Raw genomic sequence first — 12,778 nt, forward strand, 5'->3', positions numbered from 1 at the left:
AAATCTCCAGAATCTATTTACAACTTACTTACAACTTATTTACAACTGTTATCTTCATCCTGCAGGTGCTCTTCAAGTTTTTTTCTGATATCATTCGGAATTGGCACGGACTTTTTGTTCAAAAAGTCATAATGCACAATTGTTGACCTGCCGATAGCGCCCTTTGTTCCGTTTTGCCATGCTTCCTGCACAACTACAAAGGAAGAGTTTCCTATCCTTGACACGTAGCTGATAATTTCAACATCGTGTCCGTAGAACATTTCTCCTACATAATCATACTCTGTCCTTGCCATGATAAGTTTCCAGTTCTCATAGCTCAGGTCCAGGTCAGGTGTGAACAGCCTGAAAACCGGGTTTCTGGCCTGCTCGAACCATATGGCAATGGCAATATTGTTGGCGTGTTTTAGTCCGTCTATGTCGCCGAATCGTGGAGTAACAGTTGTTTTGAACATTTTTATCTACTTCTGATCTTGATTAATAGGGTGCATATACGACTGCCAGAATCTTTGCGTCCTCGGTTCCGACTGCATGCACATGGTGTGATACAACGGAATCATAGTAAATGCTGTCACCGGTTGAAAGGGTGAAACTGTCCTTTCCATAAATAATCTCTATCTGACCGCTAAGCACGTAAATGAATTCCTCTCCCTCGTGGGATGATGGATTAATTTCACCTGATCTTGGGTGAACATCTATGATGAATGGCTCCATGTGTCTGTCAGCTTTATCCTTAGCCAGTGAGAAAAAGTCAAGTGTGCTGCTTTCACATGTGTCACAATTGCCTGAAAATCTTACAATGTTATCTGATTCACCACTTTTGACAACAACGGGTTCGTTATGGGGTGCATCGTCAAGGAATGTCCCAAGACGGACTCCCAGGGCTCTTGCAATCTGCATGAGTGGAGTAAGTGAGGGAACAAGTGCCCCGTCTTCAAGTTTGTTTATCAGGTCAACGCTTGTATTACTGCTATTTGCCAGATCTTCCACAGACATGTTCTGCATTTCACGTATCTGACGTATTTTACCACCTAGTATATTCTTGTCTGCCATCGTACTGTCCTCTTGTTTTTATCGCGAAAACGTGTTCATAGGCTTATGGTATGCTCAGTTAAAAAAGTATTGATTTATCATGAACATTTAAGATGACACTCGTTTTTCAGATTAAGTCGGATGTAAATCAATGGAGATTCAGGAAGAAAAAAGAAGAAATGTGTCCTATTAATATCACAGATCACCGGATATCATTGCTTTATGGTATGCAACAGCAAGCATATTATTAACAAGCTCTGTAGCTTCTTTTTCCGAATCAACCATTCTTATTGTTACCTGAGAATTCCTGAAAAAATTAAGTTCTTTTTCACCAATTCGCAGTGCTACCATCCCAAGTTCTTCTGAACACTTACCATTGAGGTATTTTGATATCAAAACCAGATCAGGTGTCTCATCAAGGTGTGCTATGATCCTTAGTTTCCATGGGTCGGCAATGCATGGAAGAACCTTCTCTATACTTTTTACCCTCATCTTAATCCCCCTTTTTTAATTGCAGCAGGTATTTAAAAATGTTTTGAAACACATACTCTTAAATATCCATGTGACAATCTACTAGTAGGATTTCAATTTATTTTAAAACAGGTGATAAGAGATGCATTTCGGTCTTGGGATAGATGCCGGTGGAACATATACGGATGCAGTACTTATAAGAGGCTCAGACGGTGCGATAGTTGATTCAAAAAAGGCTTTTACAACTTATCCTGACCTTCAGGAAGGCATAAAGAATGTGCTGGATTCTCTGGATCAAGAACTACTGAAGAATGTCAATCTTGTATCTGTTTCCACAACCCTTTCCACAAATTCACTCCTTGAAGGAACCGGGACTTCAGTTGCTCTTCTAATAATAGGTGAAAAGCCAGCACAGACAGAATTCCCTGCTGAATTTGTAATATGTGTAGAGGGAGGACATGATACCCGGGGTGATGAAGCCTGTGAATTAGATGTGGCTGCAGTTGAGAGTTTTGTCCGGAGCACAAGGACAAAGGTATCTGCTTATGCAGTGTCAGGTTATTTTGGTGCACGCAATCCGGAGCATGAGATTCAGGTCAAAGAGTTAATCACAAAAATGACCGGGATGCCAGTAGTTTGCGGTCATGAACTGTCACAGGAACTTGGTGCTTATGAAAGGGCTGTTACTGCTGTCCTTAATGCACAACTCATGCCTATAACCTACCAGTTTGTAAATTCAGTTGTAAAAGATGTCCGTGGTCGCGGAATTGATGCACGTCTTCTGATGCTCAAGTGTGACGGCTCTGTCTATAATATAGAGGATGCACTGGAAAAACCCATAGAAACTATATTCTCAGGCCCTGCTGCCAGTCTTCTGGGTGCATCATACCTGTCAAAAATGGAAACCTGTGCTGTTATAGATATTGGAGGAACCAGCACAGATGTTTCAATGCTTCGTGATGGAGTTCCTGAGATTAGCAGTTCCGGCGCTGTTGTGGGTGGCTGGAAAACCCGGGTAAGGGCCATGAAAATGGAAACATCAGCCACAGGAGGAGATAGTCACATATGGGTTCAGGATACGCAAATTCATGTTGGACCCCGGAGAGTTTTGCCTTTATGTGTTGCGTCAACAATGTATCATGATTTCCTTAACAAGCTTAAAAGATGCAGGGTTGTACCAAGAAACCATATGGATGAGAATCTCCAGCCAACTAAATTCTTTGTCAGGACAGCCTATGAGGCTTTTGATCTTACCGGTGATGAAAGCGAAGTTCTCTCTATAATAGGTAGTGAACCGGTTTCAGTTACCGATATAAGTTCAGACCTGCGGAAGAATATTCCAAATGGAGTGCTGGATTCTCTTATACGAAAAAGGCTTGTGCAGGGAATAGGTTTTACTCCCACAGATGCTCTGCATGTTCTGGATATCTATACAAAGTGGGATGCGCAGGCTTCGGAAGTTGGTGCTGCAAATCTTTCACGTTATACTACGAAAGGAAAATATGATTTCTGCACACAGGTCAAAGAACATGTGGCAAAGAACATGGCAGCAGATCTCATGTCTTATATCCTGCCACATCATCCCGCCGGGATGATTGCAGACTTGCTTAACGATAAATATCCTGCAAAATTCAAAGTGGAAATACCTGTTGTTTTGCTGGGTGGTCCTTCCAGGGCTTATGACAGTGAACTTAGCTCTATGATTGATGCTGAAGTCATTGTTCCTGAATTTTCAGATGTTGGAAATGCAGTCGGAGCACTTGCAGGCAAAGGTGTCAAAAGAGTTGAGATTATGATAACTCCAGCATCACTTGAAAATCCTGATGAGGATTTCCTTGTGTTCTCTCCGGTTGGCAGAGGGAGATTTAAGAATTATGGGGATGCAGTGGAATTTGCAACAAGTACCGGTAAAGAACTTGTTCTTGATTATGAAATGCGTTGTGGTATCTTAAAACAGGATACTAAAATCACAGTCTCAAAGAAAACAGTTTCGCCGGACAACTGGTCACATCCGCCACTGGAGACCAGGGTAGTAGTAGTGGGGATTGGAAATCCAATGATGATACTGAAGGACTGAGAATCAACAGTTCAATTCAGGAAGGATGACATGGACTTTAGTTCCAACACCTTCCGCACTTTCCAGCCAGAGTTTTCCACCGTGGTCTTCTGTAACCCTTTTGCAGATATTCAGGCCAATTCCTGCACCACCATATCTGCGTGCCAGTGAACCGTCAAGCTGGTAGAAACTATCAAATGTTTTCATTATTTTAGTTTCAGGTATTCCGATTCCAGTATCTTCAATGATGATGTGTATTTCACCATCTTCCTGTGTGCCGGATAATGAAATTCTGCCACCTGATGGTGTGAATTTAAATGCATTATCTATAAGGTGGATGAACACCTCACTCAGGTAATTTTGATCACCGCTTATAAACGGAAATGAGTCTGGAATTGTATTTTCTACAGTGAGATTCTTATCCGTATTTTCCATTGAAATTATGGAAAGGGCTTTTTCTATTATTTGCGATAAACGCAATCTTGAATACTCATATTGATAATTCTTCGCTTCCAGTGAACTCATGAAAAGCAATGATTCTATCAGACGCTTTAACTGGCCGGAATTGCTGTTTACAACTCTCATAGCTCGCTTCTGTTCCTTATTCAAGGGACCAAGGGTTTCATCACCAACAAGCTCACCAAACCCGAGAATAGAGATAAGAGGAGTTTTCAGTTCATGGCTCATTGTTGCCAGGAAATTACTCTTCATTTCATCAAGGGAATGAAGTTCATCGTTTGCCTTTCTGAGTTCCTCATTGATGTCTTCCAGTTTACTGTTGTACTTTTTAAGTTCATCCTCTGAATTCTTGAGTAAAATCATACCCCCCATCATCTGGGTAATGAGTGAAAGTTGTCTGGCATCATTCTTTGTATAGTCATCTTCCTTGTTGGCTACTGCCAGAAATCCCACAACCTCATTTTCATAGAGGATAGGTGCTGCAAGATAGGACCATATATTCATTTTCCTGAATATATCCGGACACCTTTCAACCTCAATTTCATTCGGCTCATTCATTACAAGTGGCCTTTTATTTTTCAGTAATTCTGCCCATCTGTGACAACTTTCAAGCCCTGATATCAGATCATTCTCTGTGAATCCATGCATCTTAAGAATATTTGCAGGTTGTGCAATAACGGATGACAGTTTTTTGTTATCATCAAAGAAACCAAGAACTCCGGCTTCACTACCGGTAAGCTTCATTCCTTCATTAAGTGCAAAAGTACGGATATCAGATATGGAAAATCCATTCATATAGCTTAATTCATGTAGTGTTTCAAGACATGACTCGTCAACAAGTAAAGCACTTTGAGCTTTTTTGAGTTCAGTCAGATCATTTATTATGAAAACAGTGTTGTCGTTAGTTTTTGCAAAATAGATAACAACATTCCTGTCAGTTCCATCACGGCATCTGATGACCCATTCTCCACTGACACCTGATTCTTTCTCTTTTGAGGTTAAATTCCATTTTTCTCTTACTTTCCTTCGATATTGAGGATCCGGGTAAACTGCATCCCACCACTTACTGATTGTTGGTATGTCATCAATTGTGTAACCTATCATTTCAGTGAGCTTATGGTTTGCATAATTGATTTCTCCAAGAGAATTCATAATGGCTATGGGAAGAGGTGAATTGTCAATTATTTTCCTGAAATTCTCTTCGCTTTCCTTTATAGCACGTTCTGCCTGTTTTATTTCGCTTATATCATGGGCCATTTCCAGACGTGCATTTCTACCATCTGTCCACTTTATTATTCTATCCATTATAATATAGTCTCTTACAGTAATCGGATTCTGATATTCCCATTTGTACGCCTGATTTTTATTTTTGAGTATAATGGAATTAGTGCAGAAATCACATGGTTCCTTGAAACCCTGAAGTACCTGATAACATTTCTGACCAACAGGATTCTCTCCTATTATCTGACTCAGGAATTTATTAACATATAAGATCTCATATGTATAAGGATCCGAAACATAAACAGGTTCCTCAATGCTGTCAAAAATTGATAATAATTGCCGTCTTTCAAGGTTTAAGTCCTCTGCTATGGAATTTTTCTTAAATGCCATGGCAAGTATATTGGAATATGTATTGAGCACCTCAATATCCTGTTTTGTCCATTCATTTGTTTCTCTTACATTATCAAAACCTATGAAACCGGCAATTTCATTTTCAATAAAGAATGGAAGTGCTATAAGTGATTTAATATCCTGGCTTAAAAGCAGTTCTTTTTCAGATATGGCTTCCGGGGGAAGTTCATCAACATTTTTAATGTGAATTGCTCCTTCCTGTGTAAGTTTCTCAAGCCACCAATGGTACTCATGACCTGACAAGTTCTGAAGCATCTCTTTTTGCGGTTCAACACCCTTTGCACACCATTCATGTGTGTTGTTAACAGTGTCTTTATTATCTATGACTCTGAATACATATGCACGATCAGCAGTGCAGAGTTCACCAAGCATGCCAAGCGACTCTTCTATCTTTTCATCCAGGTTGTCTGCAAAGGAAAGTGATGAAGATATTTTTGACAATGTGCTTTCTATCTGATACTTAATCACAAGCCTGTCGTGAGAATCCTTGTTTTTTTGTACCTCTGCTTCAAGGTCTTTTTTCAAAGACGTTACTTTCAGATTGTGGACTATAACACAACAGATAAGTGTTGCCAGAAAAATTATCCAGATAAGTTTTTGTTCGCCTTCTAAAATATAAACGTGGAACAGGACAAATCCCAAAAGCACCAGAAAAGATACTATCATTAACAATAATTTATTTTTGGATTTGTTTTTCATCCTGATCACAATTTTAATACTTTTTGAGGTCAAGCAGATTAGCCAGTATAGTGGAAATATGGTTGCTGCTATAACTTCCTAATGATTTTATAACATTTCTTGATTCTTTTAGTATATATATTTATTTAATTATGGTGGATAAAAATATTTCATATTGTGCATTTACTGACAAGTCTTCATGAGTCTTGTTTTCTTAGATTTTTTTGTTCCATTAGTGACGCTAAGTTTATATACAAGCACAAATTCACACTATTATATATCTCAGAATGTATGTGGTTAAAATATGCCGAAACAATGATTGAAGAAAACTGTTATATCCGTAGGGAATGAACTACTTTTATGCAGCAATTTCTTGACCTTCTGGAAACGTCAGAGAATTGTGTCTTTCTAAGTGGAGCTGGAATATCCACTTTTTCCGGAATTCCTGATTTCAGAGGCAGTAATGGTCTCTATGCAAAATATGATGCTAACAAGATATTTGACCTGGCATATTTCCACAAAAATCCTTCATACTTTTATACTCATGCCAGGGAATTTATTTATGACCTTGATACCAAAGAGCCAAATCTTATACACAGAACCCTGGCTATAATGGAGAAAAAAGGATACTTAAGTTCTGTTATCACCCAGAATATTGATTTGCTTCACCAGAAAGCAGGTTCAAAAAATGTAATAGAGATTCACGGCTCTCCTATAAATCACAGGTGTCTTTCATGTGGAGAGAACTACTCCTATGCAGACGTTTCTGTTCTTCTGGAAAAAGAAATCGTTCCACACTGTACCAGATGCAGTGGTCTTATTAAACCGGATATAACATTCTTTGGGGAAATGCTGGATGAGACTGCAATTACAAATGCACTGGAAGCAAGTTCAAAAGCAGATTTGTTTGTGGTTATTGGTTCATCACTTGTAGTCCAGCCGGCAGCAAGCCTCCCGCTTTATTCACTGAAAGGGGGAGGAAAACTTGTAATTGTTAATAACATGGCAACGCCACTTGACGAATATGCATACCTGAAATATGATGAACTGGGTGACTTTTTCAATCACCTGTCATCTTACTTTAATGAGTGAAAATATTCCCTGAGGCTCTTTTTATCATCTTCTGAAAGATGATGCCAGCGAATTCCCTGTAAGGCTCCCTCAAGAGCATAGAGCTTGTTTATACAGGCTGTCTCATCGATGAGTAAAAGTCTCTCAAAGGCAGCTTTGCTTCCAAGTTTCTTAAGCTCAGCCGGGTCTGTTATCCCGGCCTGCATCAGGAGTTCTTCAAGCTTTCTGCCAATATTTGGAAGCTGTGATAGTTCTTCCATTGTGAAATTCCTTCTAAATTTATAATCAGTAACTTCCTGTTGCATCTACAAGAATAAAAGATGCATTAGAATTTGCTTTCAAAACGATGGTATCATTCTGGTTTATGCGTATCTGGTCATTCTTTGCAAGTTTTTCGCCGCAGGTTGTGATCTCTCCTTCAAGTACATAAATGAATACGTATCTTGAAATATCAGTAAGCATCTCTACAACTTTTCCGGAATCCAGTTTTGACATATATACAGTGGTATTTGCTCTGAGTTTTACTGCTCCCGGAAATCCCTGGCCTGCTATTGCTACGAGTTCATTCTTCTGGCTTTCCATATCAAAATTCTCCTGTCTGCATGCAGGTTTCATATTTTGCATAAGAGGGTCTATCCACAAACGTAAAAGATGCGTGTCCTTGCCGGACATGTTCATGTCTGTAAAAGTAGCTCCGCTTCCGCTTGAAAGCACCTGAACATCACCAGCTTTTAAGACTTCCTTATTACCGGTGCTGTCCTCATGGTTCAGTTCGCCATCAAGAATAACAGTAACGATTTCCTTATCGTTCAGTGACTCTGGTTTGTAAAACTTTCCAGCTTTTAAAATCTCATCATTGAATACCTTGAGGTCTCCAAAATGTGTGTTTTTCATATCCAGATAGTCTGAATATGAGAAAATCCAGTAACCATTTATTGTATCGTTTTCGACAAAATGTCTTTCATCTGCTCTAACTACCTTTGTCATGTTATCTTCCTGTTTTTTTCGGATAATTTGACATTGGTGTTTAAGTACTTGACTGTGAAGCGATATCTGAAAATCATAGAATTAACTAGTATTGAAAATAAAAAAAGAAAAATAAGGTAATTACCGCTTATTCTTCATCAGCGGCAAGTTCAAATGTGAGTTCAAGTACGCCGTTTTTGTAACTTGCTGCCATAGTTTCCGGGTCTACACCACATGGTAGATCAACGACTCTTGAATAACCTGTATCTTTGGTTATCACAGTTATTTCAACGTGGGAGCAATATGGATAATATTCCACATGCTTTTCCTCAACGCCAAGGTCTGCAAGCACAACAAGCTTGTCATCGGTTTCAAAGATATCTATGAAGGGTTCCTGGTTGAAGATATAGAAGTCACCTTCTCTTTCATCATCCTCGTAATCAGAATCTTCATATTCATGCTGTCCACTGAACCCGAATACAGTAGGCTTTTTACCTGGCTGCCCGATGATAGTAAAACCACGTATCACAGTTTTTCCATCTTCTTCTGTGATGCTGTCTGAGAACATTTCCATAATGTGTTCTATCAGTTCATCGATGCTTGTTATTCTGTCAGGCGCTTCGTCATCACCGGAGTAATGATCTTTGTCATTCATTCCTATACCTCTTTTTCTGAAACGGGGTTCATAACGGACTATTCGAAGGTAACAATTATCTGTTTTTACTGCCTGATGCAACCTTAATTGTTTTAATTTATGCGAACAAGTTGTATATATATTCTGCGTTTCAAATTTGGCTGCCTTAAAAATAATAGTATGTTCCATCTTCCTGTTTTGTTTTTTTTAGAGTCTTTTCCAATCAACTATTTATCTTTGTACCGAGATGTAAGAAACCAGAGATTAAAGAGGAATAATATGGTGTCAAAACAAGTTCCATTCACAAAGGAAGAGATTACAGGGTTAATCGAAAAGTATCCGACACCTTTTCATGTATATGATGAGAAGGCTATCATAGAGAATGCCATGAAACTCAGAAAGGCATTCAGTATTGTCAATGGTTTTAAGGAATATTTCGCTGTGAAAGCACTTCCAAACCCATATATCATGAAGTTGCTTAAAAACGAAGGTTTCGGTTCAGACTGCAGTTCCCTGCCTGAACTTCTGCTTTCCGAAAAGGCCGGCATTGTAGGCGAAAATATCATGTTCAGTTCCAATGACACACCTGCAGAGGAATTCATCAAAGCCAGAGAACTTGGAGCTATAATTAATCTGGATGACCTGAGTCATATTGAGTTTCTGGAAGAGTCTGCCGGATTGCCTGAAATTGTCTGCTGCCGCTACAACCCCGGACCTTTGAAGGAAGGAAACGCTATTATCGGTAACCCTGAAGAAGCAAAGTATGGATTTACAAGAGAGCAACTTTTCACCGGATATCGAATGATGAAGGAGAAAGGTGTAAAAAGATTCGGTCTGCACACAATGGTTGCATCCAATGAGCTTGATCCTGCTTATTTTATTGAGACTGCAAAAATCCTTTTTGAGCTTATTGCCGAGCTTTCAAAGGAGCTTGACATTAAGTTTGAGTTCGTAAACCTTGGCGGTGGAATAGGTATTCCTTACAGGCCGGAACAGGAACAGGTTCCATACGATGTAATTGCAAAAGGTGTTGCAGAAGCCTACGATGAAACAATCAGGGCAAATGGCCTTCACCCACTGAAGATTTTCCTGGAATGTGGCAGGGTTATCACAGGACCATACGGTTATCTTGTTTCAAGTGTACGTCACATGAAGCATATTTACAAGGACTACGTTGGTCTTGATGCATGTATGGCAAACCTCATGCGTCCGGCTCTATACGGAGCTTATCATCACATTACTGTTCTTGGAAAAGAGCATGAAGATCATGAGATGCTCTACGATGTTACAGGTTCCCTCTGTGAAAACAATGACAAGTTTGCCATTGACAGGCTGTTACCTGAAGTAGAGAGAGGCGACATTCTCGTAATCCATGATGCAGGAGCACACGGACATGCCATGGGCTTTAACTATAACGGTAAGCTCAGATCAGCAGAATTCCTGCTGAGACCTGATGGTAGCTTCGTGCAGATTAGAAGAGCTGAGACAATAGAAGATTATTTTGCAACCCTTGATTTTGAGGGTCTTGCAGGTTTTGAATGAACGCTTTAGCGTTCATCCTTTTAAATTTGTAGTATCTCATTGTCTCAGTGGAATACTTGCTTTTCCTAAAAACAAAAATTATTAGTTAGATGTAATTTCGGTTACAGTTTCAAGCACTACTCCCTTTTCTTCATCAACTAAAAAATCCACGATTTTATTTCCTGATTCTATTTTTAATGCAGGAGCACATCCCGGTCCATCATAGTTTTCTGAAGTAGGGTGGCAGGAATATGTTACACCTATGACAGTCCCACCTTCCATAATTAATTGCTTTGCACGATTGTCTTCAAGAGCAATTTTAGCTATATTAGATGTATTCGTTTTGAGCCATTCTGGTTTTGATTTATTGTAAGGAGGCAGTAATTCAACTGTAGAATAATTTTTCTCTAAAATTTCTGTATCGTAATTTACAGATGAATTGTTATTATTACTTGATGTACCTGATGTGAGTGAAGAATTGTCAATAAAATCTTTATCCACACATCCGGAAAAGCCATTGACTAATAACAAAACAACTACTATAATTATTTTTGATCTGATTTTTGTAATAAAACCCCTCCGTAATAAACGCTTAAAATTAAAGATTGTATATTCATATACTTTCTAAGTAAATAGACTTTATTGTCTAAAAATTTTGGTGGTATTTTCTTCAGCTTTTCGTTATCATCAGGTGCTTACAATAATGCTATTAAGAGCCAGAATACTATCTCATAGTAGTGACAACTATGCAGATCAAAACTGGCAAGAGGATAGAACTTATTGATATCACGGACAGGGTAAAAGAACAGTTGCATGAAAACGGTGTCCAGAATGGAATCTGTGTGATAAGTACTAAGCACACAACAACCTCGGTTATTGTTAATGAGAATGAATCAGGTCTAGTATCAGACATACTCGAATTGCTGAAGATTCTTGTCCCTGCACATGCCGGTTATGCACATGACAGGATTGATAACAATGCTGATGCACACTTAAAAGCAGTGTTACTTGGAAGTAGTGAAACTCTTCCAATCATAGATGGCAATTTGCATCTTGGAACCTGGCAGAGTATTTTCTTTGCGGAAATGGATGGTCCAAGGACAAGAGAAGTCACGGTTACTGTAATCAGCAGTGAATGATACAGCCACAATCTAAAAACAAAGTAAGCATCCGCCGAAAGCGGTGCGTTCCAATGCTGCTATACAGAATATAATTATAAATAATAGTGAATTAATGCTAATACTCCCATAGAAGGTTTGCAAAGAAAATATTCAAAGTTATCGTGCAGAATATTTTGTTTCATCTTTCTGGAAAATACCGGTTTCGCCGTACCCTTCGGGATGGGTCAAGTTAATCATGCCCCGGATAAATCATTTTCAGAATACAGTATGTTGTTGAAATAAAAAAATGAAAAAAGAAAGTAATTGATTTTTATATCTAATTACTCTGACTTTTCGTAGTCAACGTGTGCATAGAAACATCTTTTTGGAGTGCAGACTGCATCTGAGCTTTTGAGTGTCTTGAGAATCTTGCTTACTTCCTTGCTTTCAAGACCGGTTGCTTCAGCGATCTCTCCTGGTCTCATCGGTTTATTTGCATCTTTAAGTGCATCGAGTACTTTCTGTTCATCATCTGCCATATTTTATTCTCCTACTATTATTTGACTATAAACGTGATTGTTAAATAAATAATTGATGCAATAGATTGCGTTTTCTGTTATTTATATTAGATTTGGTTAAAGCCGTTTGCTTAAAATGAATTCCTGAGCTGTTCGGCAAGTTCAGCAAGGTTGTCAGTGGATGGATGTAATTCCACGATTGTGTGCATATTACCTTCCCCGTCACCTGCACGTCTGGGGATTATGTGAACGTGCACATGCGGTACGGTTTGTCCGGCAATCTCTCCGTTGTTGATGCCAATATTCATGCCTTCAAGTCCAAGTGTCTCTGAAACAGTTTTTGCTATCCTGTTCACAGAAGCAAACAATGTAGCAGCATCTTCCTCACTCATGTCAGTGAATTTCCCAAAATGCTTTTTCGGAAGCACAATAGTGTGTCCCTCTGCACAGGGATAGATATCCAGAAACGCATAAACATTCTCGTCTTCATAGACCTTATGTGAAGGAATAGCACCGGCAACAATCTTACAGAATAGACAATCCATATGTATCACCCTCTTTCTTTGAGGGTTTGGGTATTTAATTATTGTTGTTGGGAAGTATTACTTTAAGGAAAGTCAATCCATTTTAATTAATAATATTA

14 protein-coding genes are annotated in these 12,778 nt (G+C 39.0%); 4 read left to right on the forward strand and 10 right to left on the reverse strand.

Annotation, left to right across the window (positions count from 1 at the left end; translation table 11 throughout):
- Positions 1–35: 35 nt before the first annotated feature.
- From METTI_RS13865 to METTI_RS13875, 3 genes are all read right to left on the reverse strand, one after another.
- Entirely contained in the window at positions 36–452 is a 417-nt protein-coding gene (locus tag METTI_RS13865; protein ID WP_023846460.1) for an acyl-CoA thioesterase, read from the reverse strand.
- Positions 453–474: 22 nt separating this feature from the next.
- Positions 475–1,050 carry a helix-turn-helix domain-containing protein gene (locus tag METTI_RS13870; RefSeq protein WP_023846461.1) on the reverse strand — a complete coding sequence of 192 codons (576 nt, stop codon included), beginning with the start codon at positions 1,048–1,050 and terminating at the stop codon, positions 475–477.
- A gap of 174 nt (positions 1,051–1,224) precedes the next feature.
- Positions 1,225–1,521, reverse strand: a complete 297-nt coding sequence (locus METTI_RS13875; protein ID WP_048135527.1) for a hypothetical protein — start codon at positions 1,519–1,521, stop codon at positions 1,225–1,227.
- Positions 1,522–1,642: 121 nt separating this feature from the next.
- On the opposite strand from METTI_RS13875, the gene METTI_RS13880 reads away from it, so the two are divergent.
- The gene (locus tag METTI_RS13880) at positions 1,643–3,577 is read left to right on the forward strand and encodes a hydantoinase/oxoprolinase family protein (RefSeq protein ID WP_023846462.1); all 1,935 of its coding nucleotides are present in this window, start codon (positions 1,643–1,645) and stop codon (positions 3,575–3,577) included.
- Positions 3,578–3,580: 3 nt separating this feature from the next.
- Here METTI_RS13880 and METTI_RS15390 read toward each other — a convergent pair whose 3' ends face one another.
- Entirely contained in the window at positions 3,581–6,346 is a 2,766-nt protein-coding gene (locus METTI_RS15390) for an ATP-binding protein (protein WP_084324028.1), read from the reverse strand.
- A gap of 339 nt (positions 6,347–6,685) precedes the next feature.
- On the opposite strand from METTI_RS15390, the gene METTI_RS13890 reads away from it, so the two are divergent.
- Positions 6,686–7,417 (forward strand): NAD-dependent protein deacylase, encoded by a 732-nt coding sequence (locus METTI_RS13890; RefSeq protein ID WP_023846464.1) that lies wholly within the window; start codon positions 6,686–6,688, stop codon positions 7,415–7,417.
- Here the strand turns inward: METTI_RS13890 and METTI_RS13895 are convergent.
- The 3 genes from METTI_RS13895 to METTI_RS13905 all read right to left on the reverse strand — a co-directional run bounded on the left by METTI_RS13895 (position 7,402) and on the right by METTI_RS13905 (position 9,017).
- Entirely contained in the window at positions 7,402–7,656 is a 255-nt protein-coding gene (locus tag METTI_RS13895) for a TfoX/Sxy family protein (RefSeq protein ID WP_023846465.1), read from the reverse strand. The two genes, METTI_RS13890 and METTI_RS13895, sit on opposite strands and share 16 nt — an antisense overlap.
- 25 nt (positions 7,657–7,681) lie before the next feature.
- Positions 7,682–8,383, reverse strand: a complete 702-nt coding sequence (locus METTI_RS13900) for a pirin family protein (protein WP_023846466.1) — start codon at positions 8,381–8,383, stop codon at positions 7,682–7,684.
- A gap of 127 nt (positions 8,384–8,510) precedes the next feature.
- Entirely contained in the window at positions 8,511–9,017 is a 507-nt protein-coding gene (locus METTI_RS13905; RefSeq protein WP_048135528.1) for an Hsp20/alpha crystallin family protein, read from the reverse strand.
- 258 nt (positions 9,018–9,275) lie between these two features.
- Between METTI_RS13905 and METTI_RS13910 the strand changes: the two genes are divergently transcribed.
- On the forward strand, positions 9,276–10,538 hold the full coding sequence (locus METTI_RS13910; protein ID WP_023846468.1) for a diaminopimelate decarboxylase: 1,263 nt from the start codon (positions 9,276–9,278) through the stop codon (positions 10,536–10,538).
- An 81-nt stretch (positions 10,539–10,619) separates the two neighbouring features.
- Here METTI_RS13910 and METTI_RS13915 read toward each other — a convergent pair whose 3' ends face one another.
- A complete protein-coding gene (locus METTI_RS13915; RefSeq protein WP_245596140.1) occupies positions 10,620–11,018 on the reverse strand; it encodes a hypothetical protein in 399 nt (132 codons plus the stop codon).
- 245 nt (positions 11,019–11,263) lie between these two features.
- Between METTI_RS13915 and METTI_RS13920 the strand changes: the two genes are divergently transcribed.
- Entirely contained in the window at positions 11,264–11,656 is a 393-nt protein-coding gene (locus tag METTI_RS13920; protein WP_023846470.1) for a secondary thiamine-phosphate synthase enzyme YjbQ, read from the forward strand.
- Between the two features lie 302 nt (positions 11,657–11,958).
- On the opposite strand, the gene METTI_RS13925 is transcribed toward METTI_RS13920, so the two are convergent.
- Both METTI_RS13925 and METTI_RS13930 read right to left on the reverse strand, forming a co-directional pair.
- Positions 11,959–12,156 carry a helix-turn-helix domain-containing protein gene (locus METTI_RS13925; protein WP_023846471.1) on the reverse strand — a complete coding sequence of 66 codons (198 nt, stop codon included), beginning with the start codon at positions 12,154–12,156 and terminating at the stop codon, positions 11,959–11,961.
- A 110-nt stretch (positions 12,157–12,266) separates the two neighbouring features.
- Complete coding sequence (locus METTI_RS13930; protein ID WP_023846472.1) at positions 12,267–12,680, reverse strand: HIT family protein; 414 nt, start codon at positions 12,678–12,680, stop codon at positions 12,267–12,269.
- Positions 12,681–12,778 lie beyond the last annotated feature (98 nt).

The organism is Methanolobus tindarius DSM 2278, assembly GCF_000504205.1.
Taxonomy (GTDB): Archaea; Halobacteriota; Methanosarcinia; order Methanosarcinales; family Methanosarcinaceae; genus Methanolobus; species Methanolobus tindarius.

Excerpts from the sequence above, each read along its gene's own strand:
- METTI_RS13865 (WP_023846460.1), bottom strand. The coding sequence starts at position 452 with ATGTTCAAAACAACTGTTACTCCACGATTCGGCGACATAGACGGACTA.
- METTI_RS13870 (WP_023846461.1), bottom strand. The coding sequence starts at position 1,050 with ATGGCAGACAAGAATATACTAGGTGGTAAAATACGTCAGATACGTGAA.
- METTI_RS13875 (WP_048135527.1), bottom strand. The coding sequence starts at position 1,521 with ATGAGGGTAAAAAGTATAGAGAAGGTTCTTCCATGCATTGCCGACCCA.
- METTI_RS13880 (WP_023846462.1), top strand. The coding sequence starts at position 1,643 with ATGCATTTCGGTCTTGGGATAGATGCCGGTGGAACATATACGGATGCA.
- METTI_RS15390 (WP_084324028.1), bottom strand. The coding sequence starts at position 6,346 with ATGAAAAACAAATCCAAAAATAAATTATTGTTAATGATAGTATCTTTT.
- METTI_RS13890 (WP_023846464.1), top strand. The coding sequence starts at position 6,686 with ATGCAGCAATTTCTTGACCTTCTGGAAACGTCAGAGAATTGTGTCTTT.
- METTI_RS13895 (WP_023846465.1), bottom strand. The coding sequence starts at position 7,656 with ATGGAAGAACTATCACAGCTTCCAAATATTGGCAGAAAGCTTGAAGAA.
- METTI_RS13900 (WP_023846466.1), bottom strand. The coding sequence starts at position 8,383 with ATGACAAAGGTAGTTAGAGCAGATGAAAGACATTTTGTCGAAAACGAT.
- METTI_RS13905 (WP_048135528.1), bottom strand. The coding sequence starts at position 9,017 with ATGAATGACAAAGATCATTACTCCGGTGATGACGAAGCGCCTGACAGA.
- METTI_RS13910 (WP_023846468.1), top strand. The coding sequence starts at position 9,276 with ATGGTGTCAAAACAAGTTCCATTCACAAAGGAAGAGATTACAGGGTTA.
- METTI_RS13920 (WP_023846470.1), top strand. The coding sequence starts at position 11,264 with ATGCAGATCAAAACTGGCAAGAGGATAGAACTTATTGATATCACGGAC.
- METTI_RS13925 (WP_023846471.1), bottom strand. The coding sequence starts at position 12,156 with ATGGCAGATGATGAACAGAAAGTACTCGATGCACTTAAAGATGCAAAT.
- METTI_RS13930 (WP_023846472.1), bottom strand. The coding sequence starts at position 12,680 with ATGGATTGTCTATTCTGTAAGATTGTTGCCGGTGCTATTCCTTCACAT.